Origin of the sequence: Pseudomonas sp. R45(2017), from assembly GCF_002112305.1 — a bacterium.
Lineage (GTDB): Bacteria > Pseudomonadota > Gammaproteobacteria > Pseudomonadales > Pseudomonadaceae > Aquipseudomonas > Aquipseudomonas paraglycinae.
Genome location: NZ_NEHH01000003.1, coordinates 469,353 through 483,327, shown reverse-complemented (window position 1 = coordinate 483,327; position 13,975 = coordinate 469,353). Strand labels below are relative to the sequence as shown.

At 61.4% G+C, this 13,975-nt stretch carries 16 protein-coding genes; 10 read left to right on the top strand and 6 right to left on the bottom strand.

What is annotated here, in order from left to right; all coding sequences use genetic code 11:
• Window positions 1-68 precede the first annotated feature (68 nt).
• The 6 genes from CAF74_RS09465 to CAF74_RS09440 are packed head-to-tail and all read left to right on the top strand — an operon-like array spanning window position 69 to window position 6,108.
• Window positions 69-2,969: a monovalent cation/H+ antiporter subunit A gene (locus CAF74_RS09465; protein WP_085746176.1), complete on the top strand. Its 2,901-nt coding sequence runs from the start codon at window positions 69-71 to the stop codon at window positions 2,967-2,969.
• Window positions 2,969-3,313: a Na+/H+ antiporter subunit C gene (locus CAF74_RS09460; RefSeq protein WP_003192163.1), complete on the top strand. Its 345-nt coding sequence runs from the start codon at window positions 2,969-2,971 to the stop codon at window positions 3,311-3,313. Before CAF74_RS09465 ends, CAF74_RS09460 begins: the two co-directional genes overlap by 1 nt.
• Complete coding sequence (locus tag CAF74_RS09455; RefSeq protein WP_085746175.1) at window positions 3,310-4,989, top strand: monovalent cation/H+ antiporter subunit D; 1,680 nt, start codon at window positions 3,310-3,312, stop codon at window positions 4,987-4,989. Before CAF74_RS09460 ends, CAF74_RS09455 begins: the two co-directional genes overlap by 4 nt.
• Window positions 4,986-5,474: a Na+/H+ antiporter subunit E gene (locus tag CAF74_RS09450; protein ID WP_085746174.1), complete on the top strand. Its 489-nt coding sequence runs from the start codon at window positions 4,986-4,988 to the stop codon at window positions 5,472-5,474. The genes CAF74_RS09455 and CAF74_RS09450 overlap by 4 nt, the downstream gene beginning before the upstream one ends.
• Window positions 5,471-5,749, top strand: a complete 279-nt coding sequence (locus CAF74_RS09445; protein ID WP_011334688.1) for a K+/H+ antiporter subunit F — start codon at window positions 5,471-5,473, stop codon at window positions 5,747-5,749. Before CAF74_RS09450 ends, CAF74_RS09445 begins: the two co-directional genes overlap by 4 nt.
• Window positions 5,746-6,108 carry a Na+/H+ antiporter subunit G gene (locus tag CAF74_RS09440; protein ID WP_007950534.1) on the top strand — a complete coding sequence of 121 codons (363 nt, stop codon included), beginning with the start codon at window positions 5,746-5,748 and terminating at the stop codon, window positions 6,106-6,108. Before CAF74_RS09445 ends, CAF74_RS09440 begins: the two co-directional genes overlap by 4 nt.
• Here the strand turns inward: CAF74_RS09440 and CAF74_RS09435 are convergent.
• Entirely contained in the window at window positions 6,105-6,545 is a 441-nt protein-coding gene (locus CAF74_RS09435; protein ID WP_085746173.1) for a DUF3995 domain-containing protein, read from the bottom strand. The two genes, CAF74_RS09440 and CAF74_RS09435, sit on opposite strands and share 4 nt — an antisense overlap.
• Before the next feature lie 94 nt (window positions 6,546-6,639).
• Between CAF74_RS09435 and CAF74_RS09430 the strand changes: the two genes are divergently transcribed.
• Window positions 6,640-7,026 carry a DUF2946 domain-containing protein gene (locus tag CAF74_RS09430; protein WP_085746172.1) on the top strand — a complete coding sequence of 129 codons (387 nt, stop codon included), beginning with the start codon at window positions 6,640-6,642 and terminating at the stop codon, window positions 7,024-7,026.
• Between the two features lie 93 nt (window positions 7,027-7,119).
• Complete coding sequence (locus CAF74_RS09425; RefSeq protein WP_085746171.1) at window positions 7,120-9,252, top strand: TonB-dependent siderophore receptor; 2,133 nt, start codon at window positions 7,120-7,122, stop codon at window positions 9,250-9,252.
• A 114-nt stretch (window positions 9,253-9,366) separates the two neighbouring features.
• Here the strand turns inward: CAF74_RS09425 and CAF74_RS09420 are convergent, their stop codons facing one another.
• From CAF74_RS09420 to CAF74_RS09410, 3 genes are all read right to left on the bottom strand, one after another.
• Window positions 9,367-10,383: an ABC transporter substrate-binding protein gene (locus tag CAF74_RS09420; protein WP_085746170.1), complete on the bottom strand. Its 1,017-nt coding sequence runs from the start codon at window positions 10,381-10,383 to the stop codon at window positions 9,367-9,369.
• 128 nt (window positions 10,384-10,511) lie between these two features.
• Window positions 10,512-10,709, bottom strand: coding sequence for a hypothetical protein (locus tag CAF74_RS09415; RefSeq protein ID WP_085746169.1), 198 nt, complete (start codon window positions 10,707-10,709; stop codon window positions 10,512-10,514).
• Window positions 10,706-11,176 carry a hypothetical protein gene (locus CAF74_RS09410; RefSeq protein ID WP_007950541.1) on the bottom strand — a complete coding sequence of 157 codons (471 nt, stop codon included), beginning with the start codon at window positions 11,174-11,176 and terminating at the stop codon, window positions 10,706-10,708. The genes CAF74_RS09415 and CAF74_RS09410 overlap by 4 nt, the downstream gene beginning before the upstream one ends.
• A 408-nt stretch (window positions 11,177-11,584) precedes the next feature.
• Here CAF74_RS09410 and CAF74_RS09405 point away from each other — a divergent pair, with 408 nt between their 5' ends.
• On the top strand, window positions 11,585-11,848 hold the full coding sequence (locus tag CAF74_RS09405; RefSeq protein WP_085746168.1) for a hypothetical protein: 264 nt from the start codon (window positions 11,585-11,587) through the stop codon (window positions 11,846-11,848).
• 39 nt (window positions 11,849-11,887) lie between these two features.
• Window positions 11,888-12,124 (top strand): DUF2789 family protein, encoded by a 237-nt coding sequence (locus CAF74_RS09400; protein ID WP_039767041.1) that lies wholly within the window; start codon window positions 11,888-11,890, stop codon window positions 12,122-12,124.
• Between the two features lie 6 nt (window positions 12,125-12,130).
• Here CAF74_RS09400 and CAF74_RS09395 read toward each other — a convergent pair whose 3' ends face one another.
• Both CAF74_RS09395 and CAF74_RS09390 read right to left on the bottom strand, forming a co-directional pair.
• A complete protein-coding gene (locus CAF74_RS09395) occupies window positions 12,131-12,334 on the bottom strand; it encodes a hypothetical protein (protein ID WP_039767042.1) in 204 nt (67 codons plus the stop codon).
• A 113-nt stretch (window positions 12,335-12,447) separates the two neighbouring features.
• Window positions 12,448-13,671 (bottom strand): methyl-accepting chemotaxis protein, encoded by a 1,224-nt coding sequence (locus tag CAF74_RS09390; protein WP_371857331.1) that lies wholly within the window; start codon window positions 13,669-13,671, stop codon window positions 12,448-12,450.
• Window positions 13,672-13,975: the final 304 nt, after the last annotated feature.

Sequence of the window (13,975 nt, the reverse complement as noted above, 5' to 3'; positions counted from 1 at the left end):
TCCTCGCGTTTGGCGATCCGGGAGCTGGCACGTATGATGCTTCACAAACTTCCGCAGATTAGAAGCCTATGTCCCTGATAGTTCTACTGCTTCTGCCTTTTCTGGGCAGCTGTCTGGCAGCCGTGCTGCCGCACAACGCACGTAACGCCGAATCCCTGCTGGCAGGTCTGGTCGCACTGGTCGGGACTGTCTCGGTCGCGCTGCTATACCCGCAGATCGCCCACGGCGGCGTGATCCGCGAAGAATTCACGTGGCTGCCCAGCCTGGGCCTGAACTTCGTCCTGCGCATGGACGGCTTCGCCTGGCTGTTCTCGATGCTGGTGCTGGGCATCGGCACCCTCGTTTCCTTATATGCCCGTTATTACATGTCGCCGGACGATCCGGTGCCGCGTTTCTTTGCGTTCTTTCTGGCGTTCATGGGCGCCATGCTGGGGCTGGTGATCTCCGGCAACCTGATCCAGATCGTGTTCTTCTGGGAGCTGACCAGCCTCTTCTCGTTCCTGTTGATCGGCTATTGGCACCACCGCCACGACGCGCGCCGTGGTGCGTACATGGCGTTGATGGTCACCGGTGCGGGGGGGTTGTGTCTGCTGGCGGGGGTCATGATTCTCGGCCATGTGGTCGGCAGCTATGACCTGGACAAGGTCCTGGCCGCCGGCGATCTGATTCGCGCACATGCACTCTACCCTATCCTGCTTCCCCTCATTCTTATCGGCGCCCTCAGCAAAAGCGCCCAGTTCCCCTTCCACTTCTGGCTGCCGCACGCGATGGCGGCGCCCACACCGGTTTCGGCGTACCTCCATTCGGCGACCATGGTCAAGGCAGGGGTTTTCCTGCTGGCCCGGCTGTGGCCGTCGCTGTCCGGCAGCGAAGAATGGTTCTACATCGTCAGCGGCGCCGGTGCCGCCACGCTATTGCTCGGCGCGTACTGCGCGATGTTCCAGAACGATCTCAAAGGACTGCTGGCCTACTCGACCATCAGCCATCTCGGCCTGATCACGCTGCTGCTCGGCCTGAACAGCCCGCTGGCCGCCGTGGCGGCGGTGTTCCACATTCTCAACCACGCGACCTTCAAGGCTTCGCTGTTCATGGCCGCGGGGATCATCGACCACGAAAGCGGCACCCGCGACATCCGCAAACTCAACGGCCTGTTCAAACTGATTCCGTTCACCGCCACCCTGGCGATGGTGGCCAGTGCATCCATGGCCGGGGTGCCGCTGCTCAACGGTTTCCTGTCGAAAGAAATGTTCTTCGCCGAAACCGTGTTCATCAACGCCACGGCGTGGGTCGAAGCCGCGTTGCCTATCGTCGCGACGATTGCCGGCACGTTCAGCGTGGCCTATTCACTGCGCTTCACTGTTGATGTGTTCTTCGGCCCGACCGCCACCGACCTGCCGCACACCCCGCACGAACCGCCACGCTGGATGCGCGCGCCAGTTGAGGTGCTGGTCTTCACCTGTTTGCTGGTGGGGATTTTCCCGGCCCAAATTGTAGGCCCGTTGCTGGCCGCTGCCGCCTTGCCGGTGGTGGGTGGCGTGCTGCCGGAATACAGCCTGGCGATCTGGCACGGCCTCAATGCACCGATGATCATGAGCCTGATCGCCATGTCCGGCGGCATCGTGCTGTATCTGCTACTGCGCAACCAGCTCAAGCGCGGCCGCTTCAAGTGTCCGCCGCTGGCGGGCCGCCTCAACGGCAAGCGAATGTTCGAGCGCAGTCTGGTGGCGATGATGCGCCTGGCCCGGCGGCTGGAGCGGCGCATCGGCACCAAGCGTCTGCAAACCCAGCTGTTCCTGATGGTGTTGGCGGCAGTGCTGGCCGGCCTGATCCCAATGCTGCACAGCAGCCTGAGCTGGGGCGACCGGCCGAAGATCCCTGGCTCGATCGTGTTCGTGACCCTGTGGCTGCTGGCAATCGCCTGCGCCCTCGGCGCCGCGTGGCAGGCCAAGTATCACCGTCTCGCGGCCCTGACCATGGTCAGCGTCTGCGGGCTAATGACGTGCGTGACCTTCGTCTGGTTCTCGGCGCCGGATCTGGCCCTGACGCAACTGGTGGTCGAAGTGGTGACCACCGTGTTGATCCTGCTCGGCCTGCGCTGGCTGCCACGGCGGATCGAAGAGGTTTCGCCACTGCCAAGCAGCCTGCGCAAGGCGCGGGTCCGGCGTCTGCGCGACTTGCTGCTGTCGATTGCCGTCGGTGGCGGCATGGCGTTGCTGTCCTACGCGATGCTGACCCGCCAGACGCCGAACGACATTTCTTCGTTCTACCTGAGCCGCGCCCTGCCCGAGGGCGGCGGAAGCAACGTGGTCAACGTGATGCTGGTGGATTTCCGTGGTTTCGACACCCTTGGCGAAATCACGGTGCTCGCCGCCGTAGCGCTGACCGTATTCGCCCTGCTGCGTCGCTTCCGCCCGCCGAAAGAAAGCCTGCAACTGCCGGCTCAGCAGCGCCTGCTCGCCCCCGACGTGGTCACCGATCTGGTCAACCCGCGTTCGGCCAGCGACACCGCGCTCGGTTTCATGATGGTGCCGGCGGTACTGGTGCGCCTGCTGCTGCCGATTGCGCTGGTGGTGTCGTTCTACCTGTTCATGCGCGGGCATAACCAGCCGGGCGGCGGTTTCGTCGCCGGTCTGGTGATGTCGGTGGCGTTCATCCTGCAATACATGGTCGCCGGCACCCAGTGGGTCGAGGCGCAAATGAGCCTGCGCCCACTGCGCTGGATGGGCACCGGCCTGCTGTTCGCCACCGTCACCGGGCTCGGGGCGATGGCGGTCGGGTATCCATTCCTCACCACCCACACCTGGCATTTCAGCTTGCCGCTGCTCGGTGACATCCATATCGCCAGCGCGCTGTTCTTCGATATCGGCGTCTACGCCGTGGTGGTCGGCTCGACCTTGCTGATCCTCACCGCCCTCGCCCACCAATCGGTCCGGGGCCACAAAACCGCTGCCGCCAAAGGAGCCGTCTGATGGAAGAAGTCATCGCAATCGCCATCGGCGTGCTCGCCGCCTCCGGGGTCTGGCTGATTCTGCGGCCACGGACGTTCCAGGTGGTGATGGGCCTGTGCCTGCTGTCCTACGGCGTCAACCTGTTCATCTTCAGCATGGGCAGCCTGTTCATCGGCAAGGAGCCGATCATCAAGGACGGCGTGCCGCAGGATCTGCTCAATTACACCGACCCGCTGCCCCAGGCGCTGGTGCTGACGGCCATCGTCATCAGCTTCGCCATGACCGCTTTGTTTCTGGTGGTGCTGCTGGCCTCACGGGGCCTGACCGGCACCGACCACGTTGACGGAAGGGAGCCCAAGGAATGACGGCGATGACTCACCTGATCGCCGCACCGATCCTGCTGCCGCTGCTGACCGCCGCCATCATGCTGATGCTCGGCGAGAAGCACCGACCACTGAAGGCGAAAATCAACCTGTTCTCCAGCCTCCTCGGCCTCGGCATTTCAGTGATGTTGCTGCAATGGACCCAGACCACCGGCGTGCCCGGCTCGATTGGGGTTTATCTGCCGGGCAACTGGCAGGTGCCGTTCGGCATCGTGCTGGTGGTCGATCGTCTGTCGGCATTGATGCTGGTGCTGACCGGGATCATCGGCGTCAGCGCCCTGCTGTTCGCCATGGCCCGCTGGGACGGCGCCGGGTCGAGCTTTCACGCCTTGTTCCAGATTCAGTTGATGGGCCTTTACGGCGCATTCCTGACGGCGGACCTGTTCAACCTGTTCGTATTCTTCGAAGTGCTGCTCGCGGCGTCCTACGGCCTGTTGCTTCATGGTTCGGGCCGGGCGCGGGTGTCGTCGGGGCTGCATTACATCTCGATCAACCTGCTGGCGTCGTCGCTGTTCCTGATCGGCGCGGCGCTGATCTACGGTGTGACCGGCACGCTGAACATGGCGGATCTGGCCCTGAAGATCCCGCTGGTGCCGGAGGCCGACCGTGGCCTGCTGCACGCCGGCGCGGGGATTCTGGCCGTGGCGTTCCTGGCCAAGGCCGGCATGTGGCCGCTGAATTTCTGGCTGGTGCCGGCCTACTCGTCGGCCAGCGCGCCGGTGGCGGCGATGTTCGCGATCATGACCAAGGTCGGCGTCTACACCTTGCTACGTCTGTGGACGCTGCTGTTCTCGGGCCAAGCGGGCGCTTCGGCTTACTTCGGCGGTGACTGGCTGATCTACGGCGGCATGGCGACCATGGCCGGTGCGGGCGTGGCAATCATTGCCGCGCAACGCCTGGAACGCATGGCTAGCCTAAGCATTCTGGTGTCGGCGGGGATCCTGCTGTCGGCCGTGGGTTTTGCCCAGCCGAACCTGATTGGCGCCGCGCTGTTCTATCTGGTCAGCTCGACCCTGGCGCTGAGCGCGCTGTTCCTGCTGGCCGAGTTGATCGAACGTTCGCGCACCGCCATCGAAGTGCCGCTGGAAGACGAAAACGAACTGCTGCCGCGTCCGCAGGAGTGGCAGCGTCCGGTGAAGGGCATCAACCTCGACGACGATCAGAAAGCCGTGGTCGGTCAGGTGATCCCGTGGACCATGGCCTTCCTCGGCCTGAGCTTCATTGCCTGCGCGCTGCTGATCATTGGCATGCCGCCGCTGTCCGGTTTCATCGGCAAGCTGAGCCTGATCGGCGCCCTGCTCAACCCGCTGGGCCTCGGCGCCGGCGAATCGATCTCGAATGCCGCATGGGCGTTGCTGGCCCTGCTGATCCTCACCGGACTCGGCTCGCTGATGGCGTTCTCGCGCCTGGGCATCCAGCGCTTCTGGTCGCCTGAAGAGCGACCGTCGCCGCTGCTGCGCAAACTGGAATGCACGCCGATTTTCCTGCTGCTCGGCCTGAGCATCGCGCTGACCTTCAAGGCTGAACCGCTGCTGCGTTACACCCAGGCAGCCGCAGATGCCCTGAACAATCCGCAGCAATACGTGATGGCGGTGCTCGGCACCCGCGCCATACCCAGCCCGGAAGCCAAGGCTGCGCTGCTGGAGGTGCAACCATGAAACGTCTGTTTCCTGCTCCTTGGCTGTCGCTTGCGCTGTGGTTGCTCTGGCTGGTGCTGAACCTGTCGGTCAGCCCGGGCAATCTGCTGCTGGGTGCCGTACTCGGTTTCAGCGCTCCACTGATGATGCGCAAGCTGCGCCCGCAACGGATTCACATCCGCCGCCCGGGCACGATCCTGCGATTGTTTCTGCTGGTCGGGCGCGATGTGATCGTCTCGAACCTGCAAGTGGCTTGGGGCGTTCTCAACGCCGGTCGTCGGCCGCTTCGTTCACGCTTCATCAAGGTGCCGCTGGACCTTCGCGATGCCAACGGTCTGGCGGCGCTGTCGATGATCTGTACGGTCGTGCCCGGCACGGTGTGGTCGGAGCTGGCGCTGGATCGCAGCGTTCTGTTGCTGCACGTCTGGAATCTGGATGACGAGGCGCAATTCATCCAGCACTTCAAGGTCACTTACGAGCGGCCGTTGATGGAGATTTTCGAATGAGCCCGCTGCTGTCGAACGCGATTCTGCTGACGCTGTTCCTGTTTTCACTGGCCATGGTCCTCACGCTGGTACGCCTGTTCAAAGGCCCGTCGGCGCAAGACCGGGTACTGGCACTGGATTACCTGTACATCGTCGCCATGCTGATGATGCTGACCCTGGGGATTCGTTATGCCAGTGACACCTACTTCGAAGCGGCGCTGCTGATCGCGCTGTTCGGCTTCGTCGGCTCGTTTGCTTTGGCGAAGTTCCTCCTGCGTGGCGAGGTGATCGAATGAACGCTGAACTGTCTCTCTGGGTGGAAATCCCGGTGGCGATCCTGCTGGTCCTCAGCGGCGTGTTCGCCCTGATCGGCGCGACCGGCCTGCTGCGGATGAAAGATTACTTCCAGCGCATGCACCCGCCGGCGCTGGCCTCGACGTTGGGCGCGTGGTGCGTGGCGCTGGCGTCGATCATCTGTTTTTCCGCGCTCAAATCCGGGCCGGTGCTGCACGCATGGCTGATCCCGATTCTGCTTTCGATCACCGTGCCAGTGACCACCCTGCTGCTGGCGCGGGCGGCATTGTTCCGCAAGCGCATGGCCGGGGATGACGTGCCGGCCGAGGTCAGCAGCCGGCGTACTGAAACCGGCAGTTAGATCCAGGCGACAGCCAACAGCCCGGCTCCCAATATCAGACACAGCGGCGAGTAAACCCAAGTGTCGAGCCGGGCAAATCGCGACCCCTTCACTTCCTTGAAAAACCCCACCAGCTCCGAATCGCCGATTGCCCGCGCAAACATCAGCAGCGCAATCGCGCTGATCACCCATTGCAGCGCCCAGTGATGCACGGCGGGCAGCCACCACCCCACTCGCATGCACACCAGTGCGGCAATCAGTAGCAGGGCTGCCGCCACCACCAGCGTGATCCAGCCTGACGGCTTGAACGCCGGCCTGAGCGTCAGTCCGCCGTTGTCAACCGGAACCTGCGGCACCACCGCCACGGCCGCCCACTGCCCACCCATCGCCCAATACACATGCATCAGGCTGATCACCGCAAATATCGCCACCAGCCATTGAGCCAACACAAAGGTCATGGTCGAGAATCCTTTAAAGGGATTTGAACAAAACATCCTAGTCGGCATTTTTCCATGTGCACGACCGGTCGGCGGTGCGGTAAAGTGCCGCCCCATGAAATTCACCCGTACCGATCGCTCACTGCTGGCCTGGATGCTCTATTGCTGCGTCCTGTTCAACGTGTTCGCCTGCAGCATCGGTCACGGACAAATGGTCGGCATGCAGCTCAACGGTATCGGCGGCCAGTTCTGCGCCGTCGACCCGAGCACCCAAGCGCCGCTCGCCTCGAGTCCCGCCGAAGAAAAACTGCCGACTCTGGCCAAGGCCTTCGGCTGCCCGCTGTGCTCTACCGGTGGCATGGGTCCGGCATTCAACTCCAGCCTGACCCTGGCGATCCTGCCGGAACAACACAGCCCGCCGCTGCCGGTCATCGTCAGCGCCGACCTCCCTGCCCGCTTTATCTGGCCTTCGGCCAACCCTCGCGCCCCGCCCCTCGCCTGAGTGTCCTTGCCTTTTTGATTTGTCAGCCTACTGCGCCAACGCGCGGCGTTCGCCTGTGCGCTGACTCCTAGACAAGTATTCAGGATTCAATCGATGAAACAACTTACCTTGCTGGCGAGCCTTTGCGGCTGCCTGTCCGTCAACGTCTGGGCGCAATCCACCGTGGATCTGGCGCCGATCACCATTGACGGCGAGTCCGGCGTCGAACCGGGCCTGAGCCTCGACCAGTCCAGCGGCATGGCCTCGCGCCTTGGTTTGAGCGTACGCGACACTCCGGCCTCGGTGGCGATCGCCAACCGCAATGACATCGAGCGTCACGGTTCACAAAACTTTCAGGACGCGGCCAACACCTTGCCGGGGGTGAACGCCAGTGCGCCGCCGGGCTTTGGCGGGTTCGTCTCCTATCGCGGTTTTACCAGCAGCCAGATCACCCAGATGTTCAATGGCGTGAACGTTTCCGGCGGCCTGGCTCGCCCCGTAGATTCATGGATTTATGATCGGGTGGAATTGGTCGGCGGCCCCTCGTCGCTGATCAACGGCGCAGGCTCGGTCGGTGGCTCGCTGAACTACGTGACCAAACTGGCCACGCGCGACGAGCAAGCCATCGAAGGTCGGGTCAGCTACGGCACCTACGACACTACCGAAACCGCATTCGGCCTCAACCACGCGCTGACCGAACCCGGCGCCGAGGTGCAGCATTACGCGCGTCTCGACGTCAGCCACAACACCAGCAACGGCTACATCGACCGCCAAGAGCGCGATGCCTGGAGCGTGGCGTTCTCGCTGCTCAGCGACCTGACGCCGAACCTGTCGCACACCCTGGCCCTGGAATATCAGGACGAACACGAGGACAGCCCGTACTGGGGCACGCCGGTGCTCAACCCCAAGGCCGGCGAGTTGAAAATCGGCAAGCACAACCGCTTCAACAACTACAACGTCGAGGACGGCCGCTACGAGCAGCGGACCATCTGGGTGCGCTCGATCATCGACTACCGGATCAACGACAGCACCACCCTGCGCAACACCCTCTATCACCTCGACAGCCAGCGCGATTACCGCAACCTGGAAACCTATCAATACAACGCCGACAACAGCGCCGTGAACCGCTCCACTGCGTATCAGGTGCGACACCAGGGCGAGCAGAACGGCAACCAGTTCGAACTGCGCCACGACAACAGCCTGTTCGGCCTCGACACCACCTGGTCCGGCGGATTCGAGTACAAGGTCAACCAGACCACCAACTCGCCGCTGAACGTCAAAGGCGCCAGCACGGTGAACCCGAACAACTACCGACCGGGGCATTTCTATGACATTCCCGGAACGATGCCGGGTTTCGTCAGCGACAAGACCAACGAAATCACCACCAAAGCGCTGTTTGCCGAAAACCGCCTGGCACTGACTGACAAGCTCTCGCTGCTTACTGGCCTGCGGTACGACGATATCGACCTCGACGTGACCAACCATCGCACGGTGACCGCGAGTAACCCGCGCCATCTCAAACGTAGCTGGGAACCGGTCACCGGGCGCATCGGCCTGACATACCAGTTCATTCCGTCAGCCAATGTGTACGTGCAATACAGCAACGCCGCCGAGCAACCCAATGGCACCCAGGACTTCGATGTCTCGACCGGCAAGCAATGGGAAATCGGCAGCAAGTTCGACTACCTGAACGGGCGCGGCTCGGCGACAGTGGCCGCCTACACCATCGAGCGCAAGGACTTCGCGGTGACGGATCCGATGGACCCGACTAGCAGCATTCCGGTCGGCCAACAGACTTCGAAGGGCATCGAGATTGCCAGCTCGCTCAGGATCACCGACAAGCTGCTGGCCGAAGGCAACTTCGCCTGGGTCGATGCGCAATACGATGAGTTCAACGAAAAGAACGCCGCCGGCGTAGTGGTTTCCCGCAAAGGCAACACACCGACCAACGTGCCGGACCGGGTCGGCAATCTGTGGCTGACCTACGATTTCTCGCCGCAATGGCAAGGCGGGGTCGATGCTCGGTATGTGGCATCGGTGTTCGCCGACACGGCCAACACCATGACCGTGCCGTCGTACACGCTGTTTGGCAGCTTCCTCAGCTACCAGGTGGATTCGCACACCACCGTGACCGGGCGGGTGCGCAACCTGACGAATGAGGTGTATGCCGAGTTCGCCCATGTATCGCCGGCGTATTACCTCGGCTCACCGCGCACCTTTGAGCTGGCTGTGCAAACCCGCTTCTAAAAGCTTCGCGGGCAAACCCGCTCCCACAGGAATCGATGTGTTTTCAAAGCTCAGAGCACACCGAAAAACCTGTGGGAGCGGGCTTGCCCGCGATAAGGCCCGTCGTTACGGCCTCTATTTCAAATCAGCTGAAACCTTATCTGCCACATCCTTCGGCAACCACGCCTGCCACACATCCGGATGCGCCTTCATGAACGCCACCGCCGCATCCCGGGGCGCCGTGTGTTTCTCGCTCATTTCGGCCAGCGCCTTGTTCAGGTCATCAATCGGAAAATCGACCTTGCTGAAAAACTCGGCAATCTGCGGATACTGCTTCTGGAACGGCGTGGACACCCCGATCGACAGCTTAGAGGCCAGTGAACGGGTCGGTTTCGGATTGGGGTTATCGGCGTCGGTCAGGGTTTTCCAGGCCTCGGCATCAAAAGGCGGCTCTTCCAGCTGGATCAGCTTGAACTTACCGAGCAGAGGGGTCGGCGACCAGTAATAGAACAGCACCGGTTTGCCCCGACGGATCGATGAGCTGATTTCCGCATCCAGTGCCGCACCGGAGCCGCTGCGGAAATTGACGAAATCATCCTGCAAGCCATAAGCCGTGAGCTTCTGCTTGTTGACCACCTCCGATGTCCAGCCGATCGGGCTGTTGAGGAACCGTCCCTTGCTCGGGGTTTCCGGATCCTTGAACACGTCCTTGTACTTCTTTAGATCGCTGACACTGCGCAGCTCCGGCGCCAATGGCTTGATGCCTTTGGCCGGATCGCCCTTGATCACGTACTCCGGCACCCACCAGCCTTCGGTGGCGCCTTTGACCGTGTCGCCCAGGCTGACGACCTTGCCTTCGGCCTCGGCCTTGACCCATACCGGACTGCGCCCGGCCCACTCTTCGCCGATGACCTGAATGTCATTGTTGGCCAGCGCAGTCTCAAGGGTGATGGTGGTGCCCGGCAAGGTATCGGTCGGCAGGCCGTAACCCTTCTCGACGATGATCCGCAGGACGTCGGTGATCAGGCTGCCGCTTTCCCAGTTCAGGTCGGCAAAGTGGATCGGCGCCTGTGCCGCGCTCACCGCAGGCACCGCCGTCATCAAGCCGAAGGAGGTCAGGCCAGCGGCCAGCAACCGTCGAAATCCGTTCATGCTTTTGCACCTCGTGCTGTTCACAGCAATAGCAGGATGGCCTGACAGAAGACCGCAAGCCTCTGAATACTCAGTCAACTGACTGTAGACGAGGTTCCTGCTTTTTCAGGGGCATGACACGGATGAGGCTACTTTTCAGAAATTTCCTGCAGGTTCTTCAGCTCGCGTCTGACCATGCTGGCGTATTCCGCAGGCTGCAAGGCGTAGATCTGCGAGGCGACCCACCCCAGCCAGGCGCTCTTCATTTCGGCCTTTGCAGTGAACAATCGACGTGCTTCTTCACGGGCGCTGTCGAGGTTCTGCAAATGGAAATCGGCGCGGCTCACTCGCTGGCCTTGAAGGTCACCAGTTCGCCCTTGCGCCACTTGGCGGCTTTGGCGGTGACGGCTTTCAGGGTCTTGGTCAGGCCTTCCTGCAGTTGTTCATTGGCGGCGAACACGGTGACCGCGCTGTGGCCTTCCTTGAACACAATGGCATGGCCGTCGGCCGTGGTGACGAACGCGTAGTCGCCCAAGCCGTACACAGTCATTTTGATTTCGCGAAAGCGGATGTCCATCTTGCCGCCTTCACGGCTCGGCAGCACCGACGCGCTGAAATGATCACCGACCTTGAGCTTGAGGCCAGGTTTGTCATCGACCACCAATGCGCTTTCGGTGTCGATCTCGGCAACGTAAATGCCTTCGGCGTTTTGCTCGGTGATGTAAACAAAACGCGATTGAAACTGCTTGACCAGCTTTGCCCGCAAATCACCCAGCACGAACAAAGCATGCATATCGAGGTTACTGACTGCCAAAGAAACATCCCCACACTTGAAAAGAGTGCCGTACGCGAAAAGCGCGCACGGCAGAAAAAATCGGCCAGGCCGAAGGTGTTGCGCGATGACTCGAATATACGCCTGAGCGAGCGAAGTGCTCATTCAACGCGAGTTGCACAAGACTACTGGAATGCCACTCACGAAACCTGCAAAGACGTTCTCCAAATGTTGAAGGAAAACGCGTCACGTTCAGCCAGAGAAAACTGACTACGAACTTTAGGGAAAAAACTCACCAAGAAAATCACTTTTCCGACATATCGCACGCAAAAAATTGCTTTAGATAGTGCCATGCCGTCAACAGGTGTTGGCGATTCTAGAGCAGCGATGCTGTTCACGACTACCCGCAACACCCTGTAAATGCGGGTCAATCCATGAAAAGGACTTCATATGTGCACTATGACGCATTTTGCCGTGACTCACGAACCTGCCTTTGTCCTGAACACTCCAGGCTTTGAGACTGTTCCTACAATCGAGTCTTGCGGTCAGGCACCGTTGTTTCAGGTGATCCCGGCGGGCAATGGCTTTTTCCATATCAGGGAAAAGTCGACGGGGCTTGTCAGAGGTTTCCGCGAGGATCACAACGCCGCCTGCGCCCTCGCCCGTTCACTGGAATCGCGGATCGAACTCCTGGCCGACGAGCACCTCAGATAAAGAGAGTGACCGACCCCGCCATCCTTCAAGGAGTACACCATGGAACTGCCTGCTTACAACCTGACAACTCTGTTCGATCAATTAGGGCTGCCTTCGGAGGAAACGGCGATCGACGACTTCATCGAAGCCCATCCGCTGGACGCCGATACCAAGCTGATCGACGCCGACTTCTGGAGCCCGCAGCAGGCGCAGATGCTCAAGGAGTGGCTACGGGCCGATGGCGAGGAAGCCATCATGGTCGATGAGCTGAATGTGCGCCTGCACCGGGGCAAGTAATCTTGATCAGTGCAGGCTGTCACCGGTTTCAGCGCTCAATTGCGCAAGCCATGCGGCCCTGCACTCTTCCGCTTCATTACGACTCGCGAAAGCGGTGCCGCGGCGTTCACCATTGAGCAGCACCACCCAGCAGACACTTTGTCCCATCGCGCGCAGCCCGGCAGGTACGCCGCTGCCGATCATCACCGCGACATCGACTCTGCATTGCATGTTGACCTCCCAACTTCATTAGCAACCTAACTATGTGGGCATGTTAATGATTTGGATCAAGAGGAAACAGCAACGCCGCTGCACAGATTAATTGCAGTTCCGGCAACAATGCCTCAGCGCGGATTTTCGGGTTTGTAGCCCAGACGCAACCCGCCCCAATGCCGGCCCTTGACCATGATCGGCACCGACAGGTCGTGCATCAACTCGCCGGTATCGCGGGTGTAAGTCTGCAACAGCACCGGTTGCTGGTGGCTGCCGCAACGGATTCCGGTGCGGTCGGCAAATTTGCGTTTGGTGCGATTGTTGACGGTATCGACCTGCACATTACCGGTCAGCGGTTGGCTGAATGCCTGATTGTGGGTCGGCACATAACCCTGCTGCGTGCAGGCGATGGCGAACACCAGACCTTCGTGACGCGGCAGTAACGGTTCCTGAATGGCCGGCAGCACCTGATCGGTGTAGCGATCGAAACGAGTCTGGAACTTGGCGGGCTGGGTGTCGGGAATCGGTTGATATTGGCGGTCGAACAGGTCTTCAAGACTAATGCGTCCCTGCTCGACATCGGCCTCGAACCGCGCGGCAATCTGGCTGGCCCCTTCGCGGGCGAGGTCGTAGATGCGCTGGTGATAGTCGTCCAGCCCGACTTCGGCCAGGCGTTCGCTGATGGTTTCTGCCTGCCCTTCCATCTGCACGGCGGCCTCGGCCAAGCGTCGGGTCTGTTGGTCGCTGATCGCCAGATCACTGCGCATCTGTTCGATGGCAGTGAACAGGCTGTCGAGCTGTTCACGATTGGTTTCCGCGCCTCGGGCGATTTCGCCGACTTGGGTTTCTACGCCGGCAGCCAGTCGCGCGATGTTTTCCAGGTGCTGACCGGTGTGTTCGACTTGCTCGACGCCCGTGTGCAAATCGTCGGAGAGCTGGCGGATCTGCTCCACCACCTGCGCCGTGCGTTGCTGGATGTCGGCGACCATCTCGCCCACTTCGCCGGTGGCCGTCGCAGTACGGGCCGCCAGACCGCGTACTTCGTCCGCGACCACCGCAAAACCGCGACCGTGCTCGCCGGCCCGGGCCGCTTCGATGGCGGCGTTCAATGCCAGGAGATTGGTCTGACTGGCAATCGACTGAATCACCAGCGTCACGCGCTGGATGTCATCACTGCGCTGGCTCAAGGCTTCGATCAGTTCGCGGCTGGCATTGGCGCGCTGGCTGAGTTGATGCATGCGCGTGATCGAGTCCACCAGTTCGGTGCGCCCTGCTGCGCTGCTGTGATGGGCTTCGCTGGCAGCGCCCAAGGCTTCACGGCTGAGCTGCGAAGTGGCTTGCTCAGTGGCGATCATGACTTCAGCGTTATTAACGATCTGCGCGGCGGCGTCGAGTTGCGATTGCAGCTTGCCGGCCAGCTCTTTGACGGAAAACGCAACGCCGGCGGCTGACAGCGCGTTATGACTGGTTGTGTAGGAAAGGTCGCGAGTCAGCTCGGACATCGCGTTGCTGCTGTCGACCGGTTGCGCATCGGGGACCGCCCGGGAACGCAGGCGCGGCAGCCAGACAATCAGCACCGCCAGCGGCATGCCGATGTACAAGGGCCATTCACCCAGGCTCATCCCGGCCAGCAACAGCATCAGGGCGATGCTTTGCAGG